Origin of the sequence: Bacillus spizizenii TU-B-10, from assembly GCF_000227465.1 — a bacterium.
GTDB classification, from domain to species: Bacteria; Bacillota; Bacilli; order Bacillales; family Bacillaceae; genus Bacillus; species Bacillus spizizenii.
In genome coordinates, this window is record NC_016047.1 from 3,148,337 (window position 1) to 3,170,570 (window position 22,234).

Annotated in this window: 22 protein-coding genes and 2 pseudogenes; 5 read left to right on the forward strand and 19 right to left on the reverse strand. The window is 44.2% G+C overall.

Annotated features, from left to right (window positions below):
• Positions 1 to 23 precede the first annotated feature (23 nt).
• From mcpA to mcpB, 3 genes and pseudogenes are all read right to left on the reverse strand, one after another.
• Positions 24 to 1,019, reverse strand: a pseudogene (gene mcpA / locus GYO_RS44380) (methyl-accepting chemotaxis protein); the annotation flags it as partial.
• 119 nt (positions 1,020 to 1,138) lie between these two features.
• Entirely contained in the window at positions 1,139 to 3,130 is a 1,992-nt protein-coding gene (tlpA, locus tag GYO_RS37805; RefSeq protein WP_014114941.1) for a methyl-accepting chemotaxis protein TlpA, read from the reverse strand.
• A 175-nt stretch (positions 3,131 to 3,305) separates the two neighbouring features.
• Positions 3,306 to 5,294, reverse strand: coding sequence for a methyl-accepting chemotaxis protein McpB (mcpB, locus tag GYO_RS37810; protein WP_014114942.1), 1,989 nt, complete (start codon positions 5,292 to 5,294; stop codon positions 3,306 to 3,308).
• Positions 5,295 to 5,453: 159 nt separating this feature from the next.
• On the opposite strand from mcpB, the gene GYO_RS37815 reads away from it, so the two are divergent.
• Entirely contained in the window at positions 5,454 to 6,191 is a 738-nt protein-coding gene (locus tag GYO_RS37815) for a protein-glutamine gamma-glutamyltransferase (RefSeq protein ID WP_014114944.1), read from the forward strand.
• A gap of 12 nt (positions 6,192 to 6,203) precedes the next feature.
• Here GYO_RS37815 and GYO_RS37820 read toward each other — a convergent pair whose 3' ends face one another.
• From GYO_RS37820 to GYO_RS37850, 8 genes and pseudogenes are all read right to left on the reverse strand, one after another.
• Positions 6,204 to 6,458, reverse strand: a complete 255-nt coding sequence (locus GYO_RS37820; protein ID WP_014114945.1) for a protein YuzH — start codon at positions 6,456 to 6,458, stop codon at positions 6,204 to 6,206.
• Positions 6,459 to 6,482: 24 nt separating this feature from the next.
• A complete protein-coding gene (locus GYO_RS37825) occupies positions 6,483 to 7,514 on the reverse strand; it encodes a nitronate monooxygenase (RefSeq protein WP_014114946.1) in 1,032 nt (343 codons plus the stop codon).
• A 13-nt stretch (positions 7,515 to 7,527) separates the two neighbouring features.
• Positions 7,528 to 7,926, reverse strand: a complete 399-nt coding sequence (locus GYO_RS37830; protein WP_014114947.1) for a secondary thiamine-phosphate synthase enzyme YjbQ — start codon at positions 7,924 to 7,926, stop codon at positions 7,528 to 7,530.
• A pseudogene (locus GYO_RS44355) lies at positions 7,886 to 8,018 on the reverse strand (hypothetical protein). The gene GYO_RS37830 and the pseudogene GYO_RS44355 overlap by 41 nt, the downstream one beginning before the upstream one ends.
• Positions 8,019 to 8,044: 26 nt before the next feature.
• Positions 8,045 to 9,709 carry a glycoside hydrolase family 13 protein gene (locus tag GYO_RS37835; RefSeq protein ID WP_014114948.1) on the reverse strand — a complete coding sequence of 555 codons (1,665 nt, stop codon included), beginning with the start codon at positions 9,707 to 9,709 and terminating at the stop codon, positions 8,045 to 8,047.
• A 126-nt stretch (positions 9,710 to 9,835) separates the two neighbouring features.
• Positions 9,836 to 11,128, reverse strand: coding sequence for a hemolysin family protein (locus GYO_RS37840; protein WP_014114949.1), 1,293 nt, complete (start codon positions 11,126 to 11,128; stop codon positions 9,836 to 9,838).
• Positions 11,129 to 11,172: 44 nt separating this feature from the next.
• Positions 11,173 to 11,850 carry a zinc metallopeptidase gene (locus GYO_RS37845; RefSeq protein ID WP_003220791.1) on the reverse strand — a complete coding sequence of 226 codons (678 nt, stop codon included), beginning with the start codon at positions 11,848 to 11,850 and terminating at the stop codon, positions 11,173 to 11,175.
• A 44-nt stretch (positions 11,851 to 11,894) separates the two neighbouring features.
• Positions 11,895 to 12,158, reverse strand: coding sequence for a YuzI family membrane protein (locus GYO_RS37850; RefSeq protein WP_014114950.1), 264 nt, complete (start codon positions 12,156 to 12,158; stop codon positions 11,895 to 11,897).
• A 46-nt stretch (positions 12,159 to 12,204) separates the two neighbouring features.
• On the opposite strand from GYO_RS37850, the gene mstX reads away from it, so the two are divergent.
• Positions 12,205 to 12,537, forward strand: coding sequence for a biofilm formation protein MstX (mstX, locus tag GYO_RS37855; protein WP_014114951.1), 333 nt, complete (start codon positions 12,205 to 12,207; stop codon positions 12,535 to 12,537).
• Positions 12,534 to 13,520: a potassium channel protein KbfO gene (gene kbfO, locus GYO_RS37860; protein ID WP_014114952.1), complete on the forward strand. Its 987-nt coding sequence runs from the start codon at positions 12,534 to 12,536 to the stop codon at positions 13,518 to 13,520. Before mstX ends, kbfO begins: the two co-directional genes overlap by 4 nt.
• On the opposite strand, the gene GYO_RS37865 is transcribed toward kbfO, so the two are convergent.
• The 5 genes from GYO_RS37865 to GYO_RS37885 form a co-directional block, all read right to left on the reverse strand.
• Positions 13,517 to 13,921, reverse strand: coding sequence for a YugN-like family protein (locus tag GYO_RS37865; RefSeq protein WP_014114953.1), 405 nt, complete (start codon positions 13,919 to 13,921; stop codon positions 13,517 to 13,519). The genes kbfO and GYO_RS37865 overlap by 4 nt on opposite strands.
• A gap of 59 nt (positions 13,922 to 13,980) precedes the next feature.
• A complete protein-coding gene (locus GYO_RS37870) occupies positions 13,981 to 14,352 on the reverse strand; it encodes a hypothetical protein (RefSeq protein WP_072566771.1) in 372 nt (123 codons plus the stop codon).
• Between the two features lie 58 nt (positions 14,353 to 14,410).
• Positions 14,411 to 15,763 carry a glucose-6-phosphate isomerase gene (locus GYO_RS37875; RefSeq protein WP_014114955.1) on the reverse strand — a complete coding sequence of 451 codons (1,353 nt, stop codon included), beginning with the start codon at positions 15,761 to 15,763 and terminating at the stop codon, positions 14,411 to 14,413.
• A gap of 111 nt (positions 15,764 to 15,874) precedes the next feature.
• Positions 15,875 to 17,047 (reverse strand): iron-containing alcohol dehydrogenase, encoded by a 1,173-nt coding sequence (locus tag GYO_RS37880; protein ID WP_014114956.1) that lies wholly within the window; start codon positions 17,045 to 17,047, stop codon positions 15,875 to 15,877.
• Positions 17,048 to 17,150: 103 nt separating this feature from the next.
• Complete coding sequence (locus tag GYO_RS37885) at positions 17,151 to 18,314, reverse strand: iron-containing alcohol dehydrogenase (protein ID WP_014114957.1); 1,164 nt, start codon at positions 18,312 to 18,314, stop codon at positions 17,151 to 17,153.
• A 230-nt stretch (positions 18,315 to 18,544) separates the two neighbouring features.
• Here GYO_RS37885 and GYO_RS37890 point away from each other — a divergent pair, with 230 nt between their 5' ends.
• A complete protein-coding gene (locus tag GYO_RS37890) occupies positions 18,545 to 18,781 on the forward strand; it encodes a DUF378 domain-containing protein (RefSeq protein WP_003220771.1) in 237 nt (78 codons plus the stop codon).
• A gap of 205 nt (positions 18,782 to 18,986) precedes the next feature.
• Here the strand turns inward: GYO_RS37890 and yugI are convergent, their stop codons facing one another.
• The 3 genes from yugI to GYO_RS37905 all read right to left on the reverse strand — a co-directional run bounded on the left by yugI (position 18,987) and on the right by GYO_RS37905 (position 21,242).
• Positions 18,987 to 19,379 (reverse strand): S1 domain-containing post-transcriptional regulator GSP13, encoded by a 393-nt coding sequence (gene yugI, locus GYO_RS37895; RefSeq protein WP_003228864.1) that lies wholly within the window; start codon positions 19,377 to 19,379, stop codon positions 18,987 to 18,989.
• A gap of 201 nt (positions 19,380 to 19,580) precedes the next feature.
• Entirely contained in the window at positions 19,581 to 20,741 is a 1,161-nt protein-coding gene (locus GYO_RS37900; RefSeq protein WP_014114958.1) for an aminotransferase, read from the reverse strand.
• A complete protein-coding gene (locus GYO_RS37905; RefSeq protein WP_003220765.1) occupies positions 20,742 to 21,242 on the reverse strand; it encodes an Lrp/AsnC family transcriptional regulator in 501 nt (166 codons plus the stop codon).
• Positions 21,243 to 21,390: 148 nt separating this feature from the next.
• Here GYO_RS37905 and GYO_RS37910 point away from each other — a divergent pair, with 148 nt between their 5' ends.
• Positions 21,391 to 22,212 (forward strand): alpha/beta fold hydrolase, encoded by an 822-nt coding sequence (locus GYO_RS37910; protein ID WP_014114960.1) that lies wholly within the window; start codon positions 21,391 to 21,393, stop codon positions 22,210 to 22,212.
• Positions 22,213 to 22,234 lie beyond the last annotated feature (22 nt).

Below are 22,234 nucleotides of genomic sequence, written 5' to 3' on the forward strand. Positions count from 1 at the left end.
AGTTCGCCCAATTCATCTTTTGAACGGATATCAATGGTTTCAGTCAAATCTCCCTCGCTGATCCGCTTAGAGGAACCGACAAGCTGTTTCAGCGGCGTTGTAATCGACCGAATGATCAGTGTCATGACAATAATTCCTATGATAATAGCTGCGGCCAAGACAATTAAAGCAAGATGAAGGACAGGCTGGGCTGCCTCATGGATTTCATCCAAATACATGGTGCCGCCAATTTTCCAACCCGTTAACTTGTTTGTGTCAAAGGCCATTTTTTTCTTATCGCCGTCCATGGTATATTGAAAATCGCCTTTATCAGCATTTAGCATTTGATCGGTCCAGTCGCCTTTCAATTCAGTTCCTGAGGTTTCATTAGGATGGGCGACAACCTTATTGTCCTTCGTCATGATAAATGCGTAGCCTTGTTTGCCGATGTTGACTTTTTTAGTTGTTTTCAGCAGATTTTCAATCGTCATGTTGATTGCGATAACGCCTGAACCATCTTTTGTCTGTTGAGCGATTGTCACAACCATTGTGTTCGTAGAGGCTGTTTTATACGGGTCTGTAACCACGACTTTCCCTTTATTCGCAACCGCTTTTTTGTACCAGTCGCGTTCGACCGGGTTATAATCGCTCGGCATCTGAAGATCCGGGTAACGGGTAAAGCGCCCGTTTTTGTCACTTGTGTAAATGGATTCTACATCTTTGTTTATGCTGATATATTGTGAGAATTTCTCTTTAATACTTGCATTGCTTTTTGCATTATATCTCTCTTTTGTCAGCCATTCGCTGAAGTAAGCAGCGCTGTTTTCTTTTTCACCGATGCTGGTGTTAATGATTTCGTTTAATTGCTGTACATTTTCTAATGCGCTCCCCATCATCTGTCTGTCGAGCGAGCTGCTTGCCGATTGATACGCAATGGCAGCCAATATGACAACCGGTATGATGAGAATCGACAGAAAGGAAACGAGTAGCTTCCGTGTAATAGATCTTTGTTTTATTAGTTGGAGTATTTTTTTCATCATTCATTTCTCCTTTTTTATGCTACCCTTCATATCGGCAGGAAATGGGTAAATATATACAGTAAAAAAGAAGAAATTTAACGAACATAACTAATTTCCCATAAATAGATAGTTATTTAGCACTATTCCTTATTCACTTTAAATCGTTTTGTCAGATCACGGAGTTCTTCAGACATTCTTTCAAGCGTCTGTGCCGATGAACTGATTTCCTCCATGGATGCCAGCTGTTCCTCGGCTGAAGCGGCTATATCTTGGATGCCGTCCGAGCTTTCCTTAGAAATGGCTGTGATATCATTTGAAGCAGCGGAAATTTCTTGAGCTCCTGCTGACAGCTCCTCAACCGTCGCATTCATGTTTTGCAGTTCGGAAGCAATTTGATTGGTCATGTGAGATATATGTTTGAAGCTTTGTTTTGTTTCACCTGTCATGACAAGCCCTGTTTCAACTTCTTTGTTTACGGACTGAAGCACGTTCAATGATGTGTGAATTTCTTTCACAATTTCGCTGATCAGTGATTCAATTTCCTTTGCCGAGTCAGCTGATTGTACCGCGAGTTTTCTCACTTCCTCAGCGACGACGGAGAAGCCCCGGCCGTATTCTCCCGCTCTGGCCGCTTCGATGGCGGCATTTAAAGCCAAAAGATTGGTTTGATCTGCAATGCCGTTGATAACCCGCAAAATATTCGTGATATCCTTTGATTTGACTTCCAGCCCCTTCACCACTTGTTCCGCTTCTTTTACTGAGTGGTCAATCGTATTCATTTGGCCGGCTGTTTTCTGTACAAGTGTCTCACCCTCGCTTGATGCTTCTGTGGAATTTGCGGATGTTTCTGTAATCACTGCGGCAGCCCGCGCCAGTTCAGCCAATCCATCGTTCATTTCATTAATTTGCCCGGTTGTTGTCTCAATTTTGTCGCTTTGGCTTTCGGTGCCGTTTGAAAATTGCTCGATGGCCATCGTAATATGCTCAGTAGCTCTGCTTGTCTGGTCAGCGGATGCAGTCAATTCTTCTGATGATGAAGCAACGTGTTCTACTGAATCTTTTATGCCGTGAATGAGTGAGCGAAGCGAGTGGGCCATATGATTGAAGCTCTGGCTCAGAACACCGAGTTCATCTTTTGAATTGATTTCAATCGTTTCGGTTAGATCGCCTTCACTGATTTTTTCAGCTGATGTGACAATGCGTCTTAATGGCTTTGTGATCGACCGAATTACAAAATAAATTGCCGTAATTCCAGCTGCGATGGCAATCGCCAGAACGATTGAAGCCATGGTCAGAACTTTGCTTGCAGCATCGCGGATCTCATCCGTATACATCGTTCCGCTGATTTTCCAGCCTGTTGTTTCGCTTGTGGCAAACGCCATTTTCTTCTCTTTGCCTTGGTACGTATATTCAAAGTCGCCGCTTTTATTCTTGTAGAGCTTATCAACCCAGTCCCCTTTTAACTCTGTTCCCGCTTTTTCTCCGGAGTAGGCAATGACTTTTTTATTTGGGCTTAAGATAAAAGCATAGCCTTCTTTGCCGATATTGATTCCTTTAGCAGTCGTGACCAGATCATCAATTTTCATATCAATAGCGACAACGCCTGATCCATCCTCCGTCTGTCGGGCAATGGTGACGACCATTTTTCCTGATGAAATAGATTCATACGGCTCAGTGACGATTGTTTTGCCTTTATTGGCCATTGCTTCTTTGTACCAATCTCGTTCTAAAGCATTAAAGTCACTCGGCATGTCTGCGTACGGATAACGTGTGAATTCTCCGTCTTTACTGCTGGAAAATACCGCAGCTACATTGTCATTCATTTGGATAAATTGTTTGAATTCCTGTTTCATCTCTGTTTTCTTTTTATCCTTAAACTTATCTGCTGTAGCCCAATCGCTGAAAAACGCGAGGCTTTTTTCAGTCGTGCTGATTTTATCATCAATGATATGATCTAATATTTGAACATTTTCCTTTGCGCTTTGCGTCATCTGTATATCAAGAGAGGCAACTGCTGATTGATAAGCGCTTACCGAAAGGACGGTAATGGGAACAATTAAGATCAGCAGGAAAGAAATAATAAGTCTCCTGGCAATTGATGACCTGCGAATAGTGGTGAGTGTTTTTTTCATCCTATTGAACCTTCTTTCAATAATTTACAAATTATATCGGCGGTTCTTCCTTTATATTACATTGAAATTGAAGGTAAAAATGAAAAATAGTTCTAATATCACCGTGAATATTAGGTCTTTAAGATTAATTCCTTCACGAAAAAACAGCGCCTTGATAAGCGCTGTTTTTCTGCTTTTATTCGATTTTGAATTGCTTCGTCAGATCACGAAGCTCTTCTGCCATCTGCGCAAGAGTGGTCGCTGATGAACTGATTTCTTCCATAGAGGCAAGCTGCTCCTCGGCTGATGCGGCAATGTCTTGGATGCTTGCCGAGCTTTCTTTCGACACATCGGCAATGCCGCTGACTGCTGCTGAAACATGCTGTGAACGGCCTGACAGCTGTTCGACGGTGGAATTCATCGTCTGCAATTTGCCCGCGATTTCGTTTGTCATGCTGAAAATGCTCTGGAAGCTTTCTTTTGTATTGTCTGTGACAACAAGTCCAGACTGTACTTCCTGATTGACCTCTTTAAACATGTGAAGAGAAGTTTCGATTTCTGCTACAATTTCTTGGATCAGCTTTTCGATTTCTTTTGCTGAATCGGCTGATTGAACAGCCAGTTTGCGCACTTCCTCCGCAACGACAGAGAAGCCGCGTCCTGATTCTCCAGCACGCGCAGCTTCAATGGCTGCGTTTAATGCCAGCAGGTTTGTTTGGTCAGCGATGCCGTTTATGACTCTCAAAATGCTTGTAATGTCTTTTGATTTTCCTTCTAAGCCTTTGACAACAGCTTCAGCCTGCTGAACCGATTGATTAATCGAGTACATTTGTCCGACTGTCTGCTGGACAAACTTTTCACCCGTTCCGGCGATTTCCGTTGATTGGATAGACGCCTTTGTAATGTCTGATGATGTTTGTGAGACTTGCTGGAGCCCTTCATTCATTAAGTTCAGCTGATGAGAGCTGGATTCAACCTTTTCGCTTTGCTCCTCGTTTCCGTTTGAGAACTGCTCAATCGCCATCGTGATATGCTCGGTGGCTTTACTTGTTTGTCCGGCAGATGCAGTAAGCTGTTCGGACGATGCAGCCACATTGTTTACCGAGTCCTGAATAGCACTGATCAGTGAGCGGAGAGATTGTCCCATTTCATTGAAGCTCACCCCAAGCTCTCCAAGCTCATCTTTTGAACGGATTTCGATCGTTTCTGTCAGATCCCCGCTGCTGATCGTTTTCGATGATTGAACGAGACGTTTTAACGGTTTTGTAATCGAACGAACGATAAACAGAATTAAAAACCCGCCTGCCACAATGGAAGCGATCAGCACGATCATGCCTGTTATGAGCACAGACTTTGAGGCATCCTTTATTTCATCCATATACATTGTGCCGGCTATTTTCCACCCAGTCAGTTCATTTGTTGTATAGGTCATCTTTTTATCTTCGTTACCCAGAGTGTATTGGAGTTCACCGCTGTTATCGGCATACATTTTGGCAACCCAGTCTCCTGACAGCTTTTCTCCAGCCTTATGGTTCTGGTGGGCAACATAGGTTTTGTTTTTCGTTGCAATGAAAACATAGCCTTCTTTTCCGACCTTGATTTGTTTCATCTGTTCTAACAATTTATCAATGGTGATATCCATGGCGACAACGCCAGATCCGTCCTTCAGCTTCTGGGCAATGGTAATGACCATACTTCCGTCACTCGCTGCCACGTAAGGATCTGTCACGACAATTTCACCGCCTGCCTTCATCGCATCTTGGTACCAAGGGCGTTGTCTCGGATCGTATCCATCCGGCAATTGTTCTTTGGGTGCTTGTACGTAGGTGCCGTTTTCTGCGCCTCCATAAATTCTGGCTACCCCTTGATTGATAGATACGTATTGTGAAAATTTGGCCTTGAGCTCTTCTTGATTAGACTTTCCTTTGAATGCGGAGCTTTTAAGAGTTTCACTGAAAAAGGTGACCGCTGTCACTTTTGTTCCCAGATCATTTGTAACGGTTGTATTAAATGTATCGACACTGCTTTTCGCATTTCCCATAATTTCCTGTTCCAGCTTTCCGCTTGCGCTTCGATAAGAACTAAATTCCAATATAAGAATAGGGATAATGAGAATCGCAATAAATGAGACGATTAATTTTCTTGAGATAGACGGTTTCTTCAGCCAATTGATAAAAGTCTTCATGTCCAGTTTCTCCTTCAGGTTTGATACAGTATATATCGGCTGCTTAAAAAAGTTTTAAAATAAAAAATGGAAGAAGTTCTTTTTCGGCTGTCTTCTGTCTTTTTAACTTTCATTGCCCAAGCCCTTTGCATATCTTATAAAAAACAAGGGGGGCTAAAGATGATTATTGTATCCGGACAATTGCTCCGTCCCCAAGATATTGAAAACTGGCAGATTGATGAGAATCTAAATCCTCTGTTAAAAGAGATGATTGAGACGCCTGTTCAGTTTGATTATCATTCAATTGCAGAACTGATGTTTGAGCTTAAACTGCGGATGAATATCGTTGCAGCTGCTAAAACGCTGCACAAAAGCGGGGCGAAGTTTGCCACTTTTTTAAAAACATACGGGAATACAGCGTATTGGAGGGTTTCACCGGAAGGCGCCTTAGAGCTGAAATACAGAATGCCGCCTTCAAAAGCGATTCGGGACATAGCTGAAAACGGCCCGTTTTACGCGTTTGAATGTGCGACCGCAATTGTTGTCATTTATTACTTGGCCTTGATCGATACCATCGGGGAAGAAAAATTTGATGCCACCTTTAACAGAATTATTTTATATGACTGGCATTATGAGAAATTGCCGATATATACGGAAACAGGACATCACTTTTTTCTCGGAGATTGTTTGTATTTTAAAAATCCTGAATTTGATCCGCAAAAAGCCCAGTGGAGAGGCGAAAATGTGATTTTACTGGGAGAAGATAAATATTTCGCCCATGGCCTCGGAATCTTAAGCGGACAGCAAATTATCGATAAGCTGAATTCTTTTAGAAGAAAAGGAGCCATACAGCCAGCCTACCTTCTGTCTCAGGCGACCAGACTGGATGTTCCGTCTCTTTACCGCATCGTCCGCTAAAAACCCCATCGCCTATTTTCGAGACGATGGGGTTTCAAATGCTTTTCGTTTTCGATAAAAAGGGGCTGTGCCGAAAAACTGGTTCGCAGCCCACTCCATTTTTTCAAGGTCATGTCTTGTCACAATTGGATCTAGACTGCTCCATTTGATAAAGCGGACAAAATAGTAGCCTTTGATAGGAGCCATTGTAACTTTTGAGTGAGGCCAGCCTTCAAATACAAACTCAATTTTCCCTCTTTTTTTATAAGAATATTGAAGAATGTTCATCATCTGTCACCTCTGTTTATCAAGTTACGTTCGGCAAAGCTCGGCTAACAGCGTTTTCACATCAGCGGGCCTGTTCAGCATTCCGACAGATTGCCCAGCCCACAAAGACATGTACCCGGAATCTTTTTCTTTGGCTGCGTGTTTTCTCATCGGCTTTGTTAACGTGTTTTGCAATGGATAAGGCAGCACGTTTGCCTCCTCAGCCTGCTGCTCTTTCATCCATTGATTGACTATACCCCTTGCAGGCTTACCTGAAAACAATGCGGTGAGGCGTGTGTCTGTTCCTTGCGCTTTTTTTAATTCGCGCCTGTACGCTTCAGATACTTCGCATTCCTCACACATGAGAAACGGCGTCCCGATCTGTACGCCTTGGGCTCCGAGACAATGAGCGGCCTGGACACCGCGCCGGTCGGCAATTCCGCCTGCCGCGATCACTGGAACGGAAACGGCGTCTGCCGCTTGGGGAATGAGCGACATGAGGCCAAGTGTCGATTCTCCGCTGACCGGCAGAAAAGACCCGCGGTGGCCGCCCGCTTCGCTACCTTGCAGTACAATGATGTCCATTCCGCATTCTTCAAGCAGAACGGCTTCCTGCGGAGTCGTAGCTGTCCCGATGAGACAGCAGCCATTTTTCTTTAACGCTTGAATGCTTTCATCCGGCGGAATGCCAAACGTAAATGAACAGGCTTTTACATTGTGTTTGAGAATGATGTTCATTTTTTTATGGAAGTCGTCCCATTCTTCTTCCTCTGAAGAGAATGAAGGAGCCTGTTCGGCGCACGGAATCTTATTTTTCCAAGTTTGAACGATGTCCTCATCCGGTTCTTTTCTGCTTTCTGGAACAAACACATTCACCTGAAATACTCGATCAGTCAGCTGCTGCATCTCAATGATTTGCTTTTCGAGCATGTCGGGACTGAGATATCCGGATGCCAGACTTCCAAGCGCGCCTTCATTTGACACAGCGGCTGCCAGGACGGGCGTGACAAGCCCCCCGGCCATTGGCGCCTGGATGACAGGTTTTGTCAGCGATAATACTTTCATCCATTCCGTCATGAAAACCCTCCTGTTACCCCATGATTTTGATATAACAAGTCCGTGTACGCGGGCCGTCAAATTCACAGAAATAAATGCCCTGCCATGTTCCTAGAATCAGCCGGCCGTTTTCAATAATGACAAGCTGTGAAGCTCCCACCGTACTCGACTTCATGTGCGCAGCAGTATTGCCCTCCATGTGGCGGTCCAGCTCGTGTTCCCACGGATACACCTCATCAAATCTTCTGAGCATATCTGTTTTGACATCCGGATCGGCATTTTCATTAATTGTAATGCCCGCTGTCGTATGAGGACAGTAAATCAGCGCAGCGCCGCTCGTTACACCTGTTTCTTGAAGAAACGCTTCCACCTCGCTGGTGATCTCAATCATTTCATCTCGTTTGTTCGTGTTGATTTGCAGTGTTTTCAGCATTTGTTTCTCCTTTCATTTGTCCGCTCTATTTGCTAATTCGTTCTGTGTTCTTTTTTTCCTGTTAAACCACTCTCATAAACCTGATAAAAAATAAAAAACTCCAGTCTCTGGCTGGAGTTTAGCACCATAGATATATTCTTGCTTCATACGGCTTTAACAGTACTGATGTCATGTGCTTATGCGGGTCTGTTTCCACATTTGACAATACGAGTGCGCCTGATGACAATGGCAATCCGGGGTGCTTGAATAAGGCCGGCGTTCCTGTCAGATTGGCTGCAATCAGTGCAGCATGGCTATCGTTTTTCCGAAGATATGCAAAGATTTGCTGATCTTCCGGTAAAATGAGCGTATATGTCCCATTGATAAAAACATCGTATGTTTGGCGCAGCTTGATCAGGCTTTTGTAAAAGTGGTATACAGATGTTTTATCGGTTATTTGCGCCTCGGCGTTCAGCCATTTGTAATTCTCATTGGTTCCGATCCACGGTTCGGCTTCAGAAAATCCGGCGTATGGATCGGCATTCCATTGCATCGGCGTTCGTGAATTGTCCCTTCCCTTTTTCCAGACAATCTTCATCACGTCCTCGTGTGATGCGCCTTTCGCCGTTTCTCTTTCATATAGGCGTTTCATTGCGACATCATCATAGTCCTCAATAGACGGAAATGCCACGTTTGTCATGCCGAGTTCCTGCCCCTGATAAATAAACGGTGTGCCTTTCATGAGAAAATAGACAGCGGCAAGCGCTTTTGCACTTTCCTTCAGGTACACTCCGTCATCTCCCCACACAGAAACAGAACGGGGCTGGTCGTGATTTTCCATAAACAAAGCATTCCAGCCGATCCCTTCAAGACTGTCCTGCCAGTCAGTTAGAATTCGTTTGAAGGAAGCGATATCAATGCTTTCATTGATCTCTACATCCCACAGGCCGAGATGCTCAAATTGAAAAATCATGCTGAAGATGCCGTTTTTTTCTCCAACCCAATCTGCCGCTTCCTTTGCAGCGACACCGTTTGCCTCACCGACTGTCATAATCGGATAGCGGGAAAATGTGTTTTCTTTCAGCTCTCTTAGTAAATCCATTATGCCGTCAGCATTCATATGATAGGGGAAGGAAGGAACGCAGTCCAGCCCTTTTGGATTCGGCATATCGGGAAGCCCTTCTTTTTTCTTAATATGCGTAATGGCGTCCACCCGAAATCCGTCAATTCCTTTATCAAGCCACCAATTAATCATGTCGTAAACGGCATTTCTCACCTTTTCATTCTCCCAATTCAAATCAGGCTGTTTTTTATCAAAAAGGTGAAGATAATACTGGCTAGTCTTTTGATCATATTGCCATGACGGTCCGCCGAAAATGCTTTCCCAATTGTTCGGCGCTTTTCCGTTTTTGCCGTCCTTCCAAATATACCAGTCGCGCTTTTCGGAGTGTATGGATGAACGGGATTCGATAAACCATGGATGTTCGTCGCTTGTATGGTTCACGACAAGATCCATAATCAGCTTCATGCCCAGCTCATGAATGTCACCAAGCAGCTGGTCGAAATCCTCCATGGTGCCGAAATCGCTTAATATGTTTTTGTAATCCTTGATATCATAGCCGTTATCCGCATTGGGCGAATCATACAGCGGGCAAATCCAGATGACATCAGCGCCCAGCTCTTTTATGTAATCAAGTTTGGATCTGATTCCTTGAATATCCCCGATTCCGTCGCCATTTGAATCTTTAAAACTGCGGGGGTAAATTTGGTAGACAACCGATTCCTTCCACCAAGCCTTTTTCATACAGCCACTCCCTTCTAAGTGTGTGGTCTATATATCTTATGTAGAAAAAAGGCTTTACAGCATTGCTTTTTCTGAAAACCGCCAGCCGTCATAAAAAAAAACAGCCGTTTAATCTCCGGCTGCTTTTTATAAAAAGTCGGTTTTTTTAATTTCTACAAAACGGATGTGATGATCTTCGGCGTCGAGGATTTTAAATTCACACCCCTCCGCGTGTATCACATCTCCTGCTTTCAGCTCCATTTTTTGCGTCAGAAGCCAGCCTGCAATCGTATCAATTTCTTCGTTTTCAATCGCAATGTCGAACAGATCGTTTACTTCGTCTATTAACGCTTTTCCATCCATTACATAATGATGCTCGCCTTTTTTCAAAATATGCGGCGTTTCATCCTGATCATATTCATCGCGGATTTCCCCGACGATTTCCTCGATAATATCCTCGACAGTGACAAGCCCCGCCGTTCCCCCGTATTCATCTACGAGAATGGCCATGTGAATCCGCTCCTTCTGCATGCGAATCAAAAGCTGCTGAACAGGGATGCTTTCAATGACTCTGATGACAGGCCTCATAATCTGCTTCAGCTTAATCGGCTGTCCGAGAAAATAAGCTTTAAACATATCTTTGCTGTTGATGATCCCTAAAATATGATCTTTGTCTTCTTTAATGACAGGGTAACGTGTATACCGTTCATTAATGATGTGATGAATCGCTTCTTCAAGCGACTGCTCCAGAGAGATGACCGCAATTTCTGTCCGCGGAATCATAATCTCTCTTGCTACACGGTTGTCGAATTCAAAAATCTTATTCACATAGCGGAATTCAGACTGATTGATTTCTCCCTTTTCATAGCTTTCTGAAAGGATCAGCCTCAGTTCCTCCTCGCTTATGACAACCTCATGCTCCTTCACTGAATGAAAGCCAAACAATTTCACAAGAAAACTTGCAGAGCCGTTCAATGCTTTAATAAACGGATACGTGATTTTATAAAACCAGATCAGCGGCTTTGCAATCCATAAACTGACAGCTTCAGCCTTTTGAATGGAAACCGTTTTCGGGGCAAGCTCACCCATTACCACATGCAAAAAAGTGACGATGATAAATGCAATTACAAATGTGACAATGTGGTTAAACGGTTCCGGTATGCCTGTCGCTGTAAATAAGGGATGAAGAATGCGTTCAAATGTCGGTTCACCAAGCCATCCAAGGCCGAGGGCTGTAATCGTAATCCCGAGCTGGCAGGCTGATAAATACTCGTCAAGATTGGAGATGATTTTATGTGCGGCAAGCGCCCGGCTGTCACCGCTTTCGATGAGCTGATTGATTTTTGAACCTCTGATTTTGACGATTGCAAATTCCGCTGCAACGAAAACAGCCGTAATGCCGATCAAAACAAAAATGGCGATCAATTGTAAAATAAGCAAAAATAAACCCTTACCATAAATGGTAAGGGGCCACCTCCTTAACGTTAATTCTCATTACGACCGTTTAAGAAGATCATCACAAAGCGCAGAAGTTCAAACAGGGAAACCAGGGCGGCGGCCACATACGTTAAAGCGGCGGCGCTCAGCACTTTATTTACCCCATTCTCTTCATTGTTCCGGATGAATCCTTCTGACACAATAATTTGCTTCGCGCGTGAACTTGCATTGAATTCGACAGGCAATGTAATCAGCTGGAAAAAGACAGCGGCTGAAAATAGAATGATGCCAAGCCCGATCAAATTCAGGCTGCCGAGAAGCATACCTCCTAAGAAAAGCATAGGAGCTACACCGGATGCAAAATTCACGACTGGGAAGATTTTATGTCTCAGCACAAGCGCACCGTATGACTCCTGATGCTGCAAGGCATGTCCGACTTCATGGGAAGCTACGGAGATGGCGGAAATTGAGCGGCCATAATAGACCGGCTCAGATAAACGCACCACCCGTCTTGTCGGGTCGTAATGGTCTGTTAAAGTGCCTCTTACCGGTTCGACCGGCACGTCGTAAAGACCGTTTATATCTAAAATCCGTCTTGCCGTTTCTGCCCCTGTACGTCCGCTTGAGGCTTCCACTTTTGAATATTTTTCAAAGTTGCTCTTCACTTTAAATTGTGCCCAAAACGACAATCCCAATGCGGCTATTGTTAAAAATATAAACAGCATTTTTCATCATCCTTTTTCCATAATCAAATCTTTCTTTATTACAATTATTTTAATGAGTTTTCTTTCTCGTGTACAGAAAAGCGCTTCTTCTTCCGGCTCGGAGCACACATTCCAATCAGCAGAAAGAGCAGGCCTGCTGAAAACAAATAAAAGGCAAAGCTGCCGACAAGCTCTTTCAGAAAGCGAAGCCAGGAGAAGCTGCCGGAAAAGTGATTATATGAATTCAAATCGAAAATAAACAAAATCACCGCGGATGCCGCCAGCTGCGTACCGATCAAAACCACGATCGTTCTTTGAATGATCGTCATCTTTTTTCATCCTTTTTGTTTTAGTTTATGGAGAAATCCGTTTTATATGTTTTGTTCATTTTTTGAAAAACATCACCGGAAGTGGGACATACTGTTAGAAAAAAGCACGGGTGTGATGGAAGCCATGAAAGTGACGAGTGAGGAAAAGGAACAGCTGAGCACAGCAATCGACCGAATGAATGAAGGTCTGGACGCATTTATTCAGCTTTATAATGAATCGGAAATCGATGAGCCGCTTATTCAGCTTGATGATGATACAGCCGATTTAATGAAGCAGGCCCGAGATATGTACGGCCAGGAAAAGCTAAACGAGAAATTAAATACGATTATTAAACAGATTTTATCCATCTCATTATCTGAAGAAGGAGAAAAAGAATGAAATCAAATCGGATATTTATTTCATGGCTCAAATGGCCGTTATTTATCCGAATCGGGGTTATTATTTTATTTCTGATTCTTTTGTTTGGCCAAATCATTTATATTCTTGAGCCGAAGCAGTTCACTTCGGTTTTTGAGGGCATTTGGTGGGCTGTCGTTACCGTTTCGACAGTCGGCTATGGAGATTATGTGCCGCACACGCCGCTGGGACAGGCGGCCGGAATACTGCTGATTTTGAGCGGGGCAAGCTTTGTCACTGCATATTTCGCCACGTTATCAGCGGCCGCATTCAGCAGACAGCACCGTTACATCGAAGGAAAAGTTGCTTACAAAGGGCGCGGCCACATCATTCTGATCGGGTGGAATGAAAAAACAAACCGGCTTCTGAAGGACCTGCAGTTTACGGCCCCTTCCAAAACGGTTGTACTGATCGATGAATCTTTAAAAGAAGGCCCGCTTATCGAAAACGTCCATTTCATACGCGGGCACGCAGCCGATGATGAGACACTGAAACGGGCCAATATTACTGAAGCGGAATCAGTGATGATTACAGCCGATCAGTATAAAAGTGAAACTGAAGCAGATATGCTGTCAGTGCTGATTCTTTTATCAGTTAAAGGGCTTAATCCCCTTGCTTACTGCATCGTTGAGATTTTGACTGACCGGTTTGTCACCAATGCAGAGCGGGCAGGCGCTAATCAAATCATCGGAACTTCAGAATTTATCAGCCGGGCGATGCTGCAGCATTACCAAATCAAATTACGGCCGTCTAAACAGCAGAATGGAATCAATTTGACACTTGATCAGCATGTGAAGCTTCTTCCTGTTCCTGACGATCTAAGGGGAGCCGCTTACAAAACGTGTGTCCTCTATTTCCTTGATCACAACACGACAATTATCGGCGTACAAAAAGAGGAAGGGCCGATGATTTCCCCTCCTCTTACATACAAGGTGCTCGAAACAGACCAATTTCTTGCGATCTAATGCAGCAGAACATCCTCCAATTCTTTCACAAGGGAGGCGCCGATATCCAAATACGCCGGATCAATTTCCGCGTCGCGCCTTTCCGGCTCGGAAAATTGATTAAAGAGTGATTGGAAAGGACCTCCCTCGGCATAATCGTCAAGATCCGCCTGAAACACCTGCCTCAGCATAAACGGCGTTCCGATCCGAACGGCCGCCCCGCGTTCATCGAGACTGCCCTGTACCGCATTGACTGGAATCCTTAAAAACAAATAGCCATTTGTATCATCAATTTTATAATCAAAGTAGCCGTGATCGTATTCCCAACCGCCGTTTATCACATAACCGAGCGGCTTCATTACTTGTTCCAATTCTTGAAGCAGAAAAGACTGCCCATCTATCGCGGAAGGTATTGGTATCATCAAAATGCCCCTTTTTCACTTATCCTGTCCTGCCGAACAAGACTTCATTCAGAGGCGCACTACATGGAAATCGTTGTTTCTTTGGTGCGGCTAACAGAAAAGAAAGCGCATTCAATTAAAAAGTAAACAGCCATTGCCGCTGCAAGCCCTGCAGCAGATTCCCATGAAACATAAACAACTGCGGCATAGAGTCCTAATTTAGTGAAAAGAGTATGAGATCGTTTTAACTGCATCATCCGGTGTACCGCATCGGTAAAAAGCGCAAGCGGCAAACCAATAAGAAGAAAGGCGTGGATGAAGAAGTGTGATAACGTGCCGCCAAAGTTTGAAGAAAACTCTGTATACACGGCATCGAAGGAGATGAGGATACTTAGAACAGCCGCAGAAAAACCGGCAATGATGAGATGTTTAACCATTTGTTTCATGAACATCAGCACCTTTCTGATTTTATAAAAAGCCGACCGGCAAATGCCAGTCAGCTTTCTCACATTAATCTTCCAGACGTTTTTCAAGCTCAGCTTTTTTCTCTTCAAAGCCAGGTTTGCCAAGCAATGCAAACATATTGACTTTATATGCCTCTACTCCAGGCTGGTCAAACGGATTGACGCCAAGGAGATAACCGCTCATCGCGCAGGCTTTTTCGAAGAAGTATACAAGGTATCCAAAAGTATATGCATTCAGCTCAGGAATGTTGACGATTAAGTTCGGAACATTTCCGTCTGTATGAGCAAGCATCGTGCCCTGGAACGCTTTCTTGTTAACGAAATCTACCGTTTTTCCGGCTAAATAGTTTAAGCCGTCAAGATCGTTATCCGCTTCCTCGATTGTCAGCTCATGTTTAGGTTTCTCTACATTCAGTACCGTTTCGAATAAATCTCTGCGGCCTTCTTGTACATACTGGCCTAATGAATGAAGGTCTGTTGAATAGTTAGCTGAAGAAGGATAAATGCCCTTCTCATCTTTCCCTTCACTTTCTCCGAACAGCTGCTTCCACCATTCTGCAAAGTATTGAAGGGCTGGTTCGTAGTTGATGAGCATTTCGATTGTTTTGCCCTTATTATAAAGCACATTGCGAACGACCGCATATTGGTATGCAGGGTTTTCTTCCAATTCAGATGTTGCAAAATCCTTGCTCGCATCCAGTGCGCCTTTCATCATGTCGTCAATGTTGACGCCGCTGACAGCAATCGGCAAGAGGCCTACAGCTGTTAATACAGAATAACGGCCGCCGACATCATCAGGAATGACAAATGATTCGAAGCCTTCTTCGTTAGATAGCGTTTTTAATGCGCCGCGCTCTTTATCAGTTGTCGCGTAAATCCGCGCTTTCGCTTCTTCTTTGCCGTATTTCTCTTCAAGAAGCTTGCGGAAAATACGGAAAGCGATTGCAGGTTCAGTTGTCGTACCTGATTTAGAAATCACATTAATAGAGAAGTCAACATCTTCAAGAAGATCCATGACATCTCTCATATAAGATGAACTGATGTTGTTTCCGATGAAAATAACTTGCGGATTGCCGCGTTTTGCTTTTGGCAAAGTGTTGTAAAACGCGTGATTAAGCGCTTCAATCGCAGCCCGCGCCCCAAGGTAAGAACCGCCGATGCCGACAACAAGCAATACATCAGAATCAGATCTGATTTTTTCCGCGCTTTTTTTAATGCGCGCGAATTCTTCTTTATCATAATGTTCAGGGAGGTCCACCCAGCCTAGAAAATCGCTGCCCGCGCCTGTTTTTTCATGAATATTATGGTGTGCTGTTTTTACAAAGTCCCGCAAGTATGTAAGTTCATGTTCGTTGAAGAAAGTCAACGCTTTTGAGTAGTCAAAGCGTACATGCGTCATTGCTTGTCCCTCCATAACGGTATAATGTTTTCATCTTTCACTTTATATGAACTTATCTGTGAAATCAAGTCAAGAAGAAAGGGCGGAATGACTGTATTCCGCCCTCTGGGTTTATAGAGACGCGCGAAGGATGGCGAGCACGTCATCTTTGTTCAGTTTTTGGAAGTTGCCGAAGCCGCCGTGTTCCATTTCTTTGGCTGCGATATCAGCAATCAGCTCAAGCTTTTCTTCTCCGATATTGTAATCGGCAAGTCGGGAAGGCGCGCCGAGGCTTGTCCAGAATGCAGACAGCTTATCGATGCCTTCAAGCGCAATTTCTTTATCTGTTTTGCCTTCAGTATCAATGTCAAACATGTTGAGCATGAGGTTTTTAAAGCGGCCGACATTTGTATCAAGCGTGTATCTCATCCAGTTCGGGAACAGAATCGCAAGTCCGCCCGCATGCGGAATATCATACACAGCTGAAACAGCGTGTTCCATTGTATGAGAAGCCCAGTCGCCGAAGTAGCCCATTTGGAGCGTGCCGTTTAAAGCGATTGTACCTGCATACAAAATCGTTTCACGATGTTCGTAGTTTTCCAGGTCTTCAAGAAGCTTAGGAGCTGTTTCGATGACCGTCTGCAGAACCGCAAAACACATTCTATCCTGAAGCGGCGTATTTTCAACATTATGGAAGTATTGTTCAAATACGTGGCTCATCATGTCAACCATGCCGTATACTGTTTGATTTTCTGGAACAGTGAACGTATTTTCAGGATCTAAAATCGAGAAACGCGGATGAGTCACATTGCTGCCCCAAACATATTTCTCGTTTGTTTCCCAGTTTGTAATTACGGAATCAGGGTTCATTTCAGAACCTGTCGCAGCAAGAGTTAAAACAGTGCCGAACGGCAGCGCATCTTCTGCTGTTACTTTTTTGCTGAAAATATCCCAAGCGTCGCCGTCGTATTTGACGCCGGCAGCAATCGCTTTTGTGCAGTCAATGACACTTCCACCGCCGACAGCAAGCAGAAAATCAATGTCATGCTCTCTGCATAGGGCTATGCCTTTTTCCACTGTTGCAAGACGCGGGTTCGGCTCTACACCTGACAGCTCATGAACAACAGCGCCTTCTTCTTTTAAAATGCCTGTAACTTGATCATAGAGACCGTTGCGTTTAATGCTGCCGCCTCCGTAGACAAGCAGCACCTTCTTGCCGTATTGTTTTAATTCTTTTCTTAAATGTTCAATCTGACCTTTTCCGAAGATTAACTTCGTCGGATTATAATAAGTGAAATTTTCCATTGTAAAACCTCCAAATAATGCTGGTAAAAAAACAGATTTTCCATTGTAACATAAGCAGGCAAAAAGAAAAAGGGAAGCAGCCAAACGGCTGTTTCCCCTTTTTTTATAGAGATGCTTTCAAAATGGCAAGCACATCTTCTTTGTTGAGCGATTTAAATTGGCCGAATGTACCGTTCGCCATAGCCTTGTCAGCAATTGTGTCAAGCTGCTCATCATTGATATCATAATTAGCAAGACGATTCGGAGCGCCAAGGCTTGTCCAGAACGCAGACAGCTTATCGATACCTTCAAGTGCGATTTCCTCATCTGTTTTACCAGCTTCTTCTACTCCAAACACGCGAACTGCAAGCTGTTTCATGCGGGCAGGGTTTTCAGACAATGTGTGTCTCATCCAGTTCGGGAACAGAATCGCCAGTCCGCCAGCATGAGGAATATCATAAACGGCTGATACTGCATGTTCAATATTATGAGTTGCCCAATCCCCTCTTGCACCCATAGAAAGCATGCCGTTTAATGCAATTGTTCCTGTGTACAGGATCGTCTCACGCAATTCGTAATTTTCGAGATCATTGATCAGCTTAGGCGCTGTTTCAATGACTGTGCGCAGAAGTGATTCACACATACGGTCCTGATACGGCGTGTTTGATACATGATGGAAGTATTGTTCGAATACGTGGCTCATCATGTCAACCATACCATAGATCGTGTGATTTTTAGGAACGGTGAACGTATTCACCGGATCAAGAATCGAGAATTTAGGGAATACGAGCGGGCTGCCCCAGCCGTATTTTTCTTTTGTTTCCCAGTTTGTAATAACCGAGCCTGAGTTCATTTCAGAACCAGTTGCAGCAAGAGTCAATACGGTTCCGAATGGCAAAGCATCCTTCGGCTGATGTTTTTTCGTGACGATATCCCACGCATCACCATCATACTTCGCTCCTGCGGCAATCGCTTTTGTACAGTCGATGACACTTCCGCCGCCGACAGCCAGCAAGAAATCAATGTTATGTTCTTTGCAGATGGCAACACCCTTATTAACAGTCGACACACGCGGATTCGGTTCTACACCTGCTAATTCATGCACGGTCACTCCGGCTTTATTCAGCTGTTCAATCACTTGGTCATACAGACCGCTGCGTTTAATGCTTCCGCCTCCGTAGACAAGCAATACGTTTTTCCCGTACGGTTTGAGTTCCTCTGGCAGTCTTTCCACTTCTCCGCGCCCGAAAATTAATTTGGTCGGATTCCAGTATGTAAAGTTTTGCATGACATCTCCTCCTTAGATTTTTTATTATGCAGAATGTCCTCACTACATGTAAAGCAATCAGCTCTCACCGGCCAACATATGGCATGGTTTTATATGGCAAGATGCTGGGAAAGAAATTGATATAAGTGAGGGCAGACCGGTTTCCCTCAATATGGAGAATGCATGTATAGATTCTCCAATATGTCACAATCTATAACTGTTTTAATAATTCATGGAGGAGGTTGCAAAACATGAGTACCATCCAAAGAATTTGTCTTGTTTTAACGATCATTGGCGCTATTAACTGGGGACTGATCGGATTTTTCCAATTTGACTTAGTAGCGGCCATCTTCGGCGGCCAAGGGTCAGCCCTTTCCCGCATCATTTACGGACTTGTCGGAATCGCCGGCTTAATCAACCTCGGTCTGCTGTTTAAACCAAACGAGGAAAGATCACGTGAAGAGGCAGCAAATCCTGAAATGCGATAGGATAAAAAAGCACCGAACATTCCTGTCCGGTGCTTCAGCGAGTTGACAAACCTTCGCATTCGTTGTCAGGTCTGTGCGTCGGTGCTCACGAATTGTACATTCGCTGTGCTCCAATGCTCGCCCTTCCTAGACTTCAAAGGTTTTCAATCACGCTGAAAAAAGAAACAAAAGCACCGGACATTCCTGCCCGGTGCTTTTTTCATGCTTATTTTTTGATAAGGTCTTTGCGGTTGGACATTTCGATCCACTCTTCAAGCTTATCTTTTAATGTGTTGAAACCTTGTGGTGTAGAAGCTTCTTCGCTTACTTGCGCAGCTTTAGGTTTTCTTGGTTTGCTTTCTTTTTTCTCAGGCGCAGCTTGTGTCGCACGAATTGAAAGGCTGATTTTTCCTTTTTCTTCATCAACAGCAAGTACTTTTACTTGTACTTCGTCGCCAACTGAAAGGTGCTCGTTGATATCTTTTACGAAACCGTGAGTCACTTCAGAAATGTGTACTAAACCTTGAGTTTCTTCATCTAATGCAACAAACGCACCATACGCTTGTAATCCTGTAACTTTACCAGTGTAAACACTGCCCACTTCAAATTTTGCTGCCATTCATAACAACTCCTAAGTTAAATTAAATATCTGTTTATACGCAATTTAAAATTATATCACACATGTCTTATTTCCGCAAAGAAAACTTTTTATTAAAAAATCAGGTTTATGCACAGCAAAAAGGGGGTAAACTGAAAATACCAAAGGCTTTCTAGTATTCCCCCCTTTTATTGGATGCGAACAAAAGGTTCGTATCTTTTTTTATGTTGTTTTATGCAGGAAGCGTTTCATTCTGACTAACGCTTCTTGAAGCTGTTCGATCGAGGTTGCGTATGAACAGCGGATATACCCTTCACCGCTCGGACCAAACACACTTCCCGGAACAACAGCCACTTTTTCCTGCGTCAGAAGCTCTTCGGCAAACTGCTCCGAGCTCATTCCCGTGCTTTTGATGGATGGAAAAGCATAGAAAGCGCCGCCCGGATGATGACAGCTGAGGCCGATTTCATTGAGCGTTTCCACAAACAAATTCCGTCTTCTTCGGTAGCTTTTTTTCATTTTTTCTACGTCTTCCATGCCGTTCTTCAAGCCTTCAAGGGCGGCAAACTGCGCCATTGCCGGCGCGCACATCATCGCATACTGGTGAATTTTAAGCATTGCATCCCGAAGCACAGGTGGTGCTGCGGCAAAACCGAGCCTCCAGCCCGTCATCGCAAACGCTTTTGAAAAGCCTGAGATGACAACCGTCCGTTCCTTCATTCCCGGTAAAGCCGCTATGCTTGTAAATTCCTCATCATATGTCAGCTCCGCGTAGATCTCGTCGGCTAAGACGATGACATCATGTTTTTTGGCAAACTCAGCAATCTCATTCAGCTCTTCCTTCGAATAAACCGAACCTGTCGGATTCGATGGCGAGCAGATGAGAATGGCTTTTGTTTTTTCAGTGACTGCCGCTTCAAAATCCGCAGCCGTTGCTTTAAATCCTTTGTCTGCCGTTGTATGAACGTGAACCGGGATGCCTCCTGCCAAGGAAACAAGCGCATCGTACGCCACAAAACACGGCTCAGGAATGATGACTTCCTCACCTGGATTCACAATGGCGCGGATCGCAATATCCAAAGCCTGACTTGCTCCTACTGTCACAATCAGTTCATTGTCTGGCGAATAGCTAAGGTCAAACCTGCTGCTCAAATAACGGCTGATTTCTTCTCGCAATGAGTATAAGCCGGCATTTGCAGTGTATGACGTATATCCTTGTTCAAGGGAGAGAATGCTTGCTTCGCGGACATTCCATGCGGTAACAAAATCAGGTTCGCCGACGCCTAAAGAAATGACGCCTTCCATCGTTGCCGCCAAATCAAAGAATTTGCGGATGCCGGACGGCTTTATTTGTTGTACATAGTCAGATAAATACGAAGTCATTTACGGTGACACCACGATTCTTTTGTCGTCGTCTCCTGTTTCAAACACTTTGCCGTCATGCTTGTATTTTTTCAGGATAAAATGGGTTGTCGTAGATACAACTGAATCAAGCGTGGATAGTTTATCTGAAACAAAACGCGCTACGTCAGACATCGAATTGCCGCGAATCACAACAGACAAATCGTACACGCCTGACATCAGGTAAACTGATTCAACCTCTTGGAACCGGTAAATCCGTTCCGCCACTTCATCAAAACCGACTCCCCGCTTCGGCGTTACTTTAACGTCAATCATGGCTGTGACGCCTTCATGTCCGTCGACTTTTCGCCAGTCAATCATAGCGGAATAATCGATGATAACCTTTTCTTTTTCCAGCTTGTCAATAATTGTTTGTACTTCATTTACAGGGATACCCGCCATCTTTGCGATTGTTTCTAAATCGGCGCGACTGTTTTCGTCTAAAATTTCTAATATTTCTGTTTCTTTTTCTGTCAATTTCATTCGATTCACACCTTTGCAATGTCAAGAAATCTCATGACATTATATCACGTTTTTTGACGAATGCTAAGAAAAAACGAGGAGAAACTTCCGCTAGAATTGACAATTTCAGGGCACAATACAGACATCACATGAAAGGGAGTGACATAGAATGGAGGCGGTTTCACCAACAAGGCGGCTTACAGTCGATGGCGTAAATGTATACTACGAACATTATCAAAATCCGGGCAGGCACACGCTGGTTTGCATACATGGTTTTTTATCGTCTGCTTTCAGCTTCAGAAAAGTCATCCCTCTCCTTCGGGACAGGTACGACATCATCGCGCTTGATCTGCCTCCTTTCGGCCAATCTGAAAAATCAAGAACTTTTATCTATACCTATCAAAACCTCGCTAAGCTTGTCATTGGGATTTTGGAACACTTGCAAGTCAAGCAGGCTGCGCTTGTCGGCCATTCTATGGGCGGACAGATTTCGCTGGCCGCTGCTCTCCAAAAGCCGGAGCTTTTTTCAAAGGTTGTGCTGCTTTGCAGTTCAGGGTATTTAAAACGTTCGCACCCATCGATCATTTTTGGGACCCACCTCCCGTATTTTCATCTTTATATCAAGCGCTGGCTTTCGAAAGAAGGCGTGATGAAAAATTTATTAAATGTTGTGCATGACAAATCGCTGATCGATGAAGAAATGATTGACGGCTATGGCAGGCCGTTTCAAGACGAGCAGATTTTCAAAGCCATGACAAGGTTTATCCGTCATAGAGAAGGAGATTTAGAACCCGAGCAATTAAAGAAAATGAACAAGCCTGCTTTATTGATTTGGGGCGAGGAGGACCGAATCGTCCCTGTGGAGATTGGTAAACGGCTGCACGGAGATTTGCCCGATTCCGTGCTGTACTCACTAGGTCAGACTGGACATCTGGTGCCTGAGGAACGGCCTGAATTCGTTTCCGAACACATTGCAGAGTTTATCAAATAACAAAAAAACCGGTGCTGAACCG

Excerpts from the sequence above, each read along its gene's own strand:
- tlpA (WP_014114941.1), bottom strand. The coding sequence starts at position 3,130 with ATGAAAAAAACACTCACCACTATTCGCAGGTCATCAATTGCCAGGAGA.
- mcpB (WP_014114942.1), bottom strand. The coding sequence starts at position 5,294 with ATGAAGACTTTTATCAATTGGCTGAAGAAACCGTCTATCTCAAGAAAA.
- GYO_RS37815 (WP_014114944.1), top strand. The coding sequence starts at position 5,454 with ATGATTATTGTATCCGGACAATTGCTCCGTCCCCAAGATATTGAAAAC.
- GYO_RS37820 (WP_014114945.1), bottom strand. The coding sequence starts at position 6,458 with ATGAACATTCTTCAATATTCTTATAAAAAAAGAGGGAAAATTGAGTTT.
- GYO_RS37825 (WP_014114946.1), bottom strand. The coding sequence starts at position 7,514 with ATGACGGAATGGATGAAAGTATTATCGCTGACAAAACCTGTCATCCAG.
- GYO_RS37830 (WP_014114947.1), bottom strand. The coding sequence starts at position 7,926 with ATGCTGAAAACACTGCAAATCAACACGAACAAACGAGATGAAATGATT.
- GYO_RS37835 (WP_014114948.1), bottom strand. The coding sequence starts at position 9,709 with ATGAAAAAGGCTTGGTGGAAGGAATCGGTTGTCTACCAAATTTACCCC.
- GYO_RS37845 (WP_003220791.1), bottom strand. The coding sequence starts at position 11,850 with ATGCTGTTTATATTTTTAACAATAGCCGCATTGGGATTGTCGTTTTGG.
- GYO_RS37850 (WP_014114950.1), bottom strand. The coding sequence starts at position 12,158 with ATGACGATCATTCAAAGAACGATCGTGGTTTTGATCGGTACGCAGCTG.
- mstX (WP_014114951.1), top strand. The coding sequence starts at position 12,205 with ATGTTTTGTTCATTTTTTGAAAAACATCACCGGAAGTGGGACATACTG.
- kbfO (WP_014114952.1), top strand. The coding sequence starts at position 12,534 with ATGAAATCAAATCGGATATTTATTTCATGGCTCAAATGGCCGTTATTT.
- GYO_RS37865 (WP_014114953.1), bottom strand. The coding sequence starts at position 13,921 with ATGATACCAATACCTTCCGCGATAGATGGGCAGTCTTTTCTGCTTCAA.
- GYO_RS37870 (WP_072566771.1), bottom strand. The coding sequence starts at position 14,352 with ATGTTCATGAAACAAATGGTTAAACATCTCATCATTGCCGGTTTTTCT.
- GYO_RS37875 (WP_014114955.1), bottom strand. The coding sequence starts at position 15,763 with ATGACGCATGTACGCTTTGACTACTCAAAAGCGTTGACTTTCTTCAAC.
- GYO_RS37880 (WP_014114956.1), bottom strand. The coding sequence starts at position 17,047 with ATGGAAAATTTCACTTATTATAATCCGACGAAGTTAATCTTCGGAAAA.
- GYO_RS37885 (WP_014114957.1), bottom strand. The coding sequence starts at position 18,314 with ATGCAAAACTTTACATACTGGAATCCGACCAAATTAATTTTCGGGCGC.
- GYO_RS37890 (WP_003220771.1), top strand. The coding sequence starts at position 18,545 with ATGAGTACCATCCAAAGAATTTGTCTTGTTTTAACGATCATTGGCGCT.
- yugI (WP_003228864.1), bottom strand. The coding sequence starts at position 19,379 with ATGGCAGCAAAATTTGAAGTGGGCAGTGTTTACACTGGTAAAGTTACA.
- GYO_RS37900 (WP_014114958.1), bottom strand. The coding sequence starts at position 20,741 with ATGACTTCGTATTTATCTGACTATGTACAACAAATAAAGCCGTCCGGC.
- GYO_RS37905 (WP_003220765.1), bottom strand. The coding sequence starts at position 21,242 with ATGAAATTGACAGAAAAAGAAACAGAAATATTAGAAATTTTAGACGAA.
- GYO_RS37910 (WP_014114960.1), top strand. The coding sequence starts at position 21,391 with ATGGAGGCGGTTTCACCAACAAGGCGGCTTACAGTCGATGGCGTAAAT.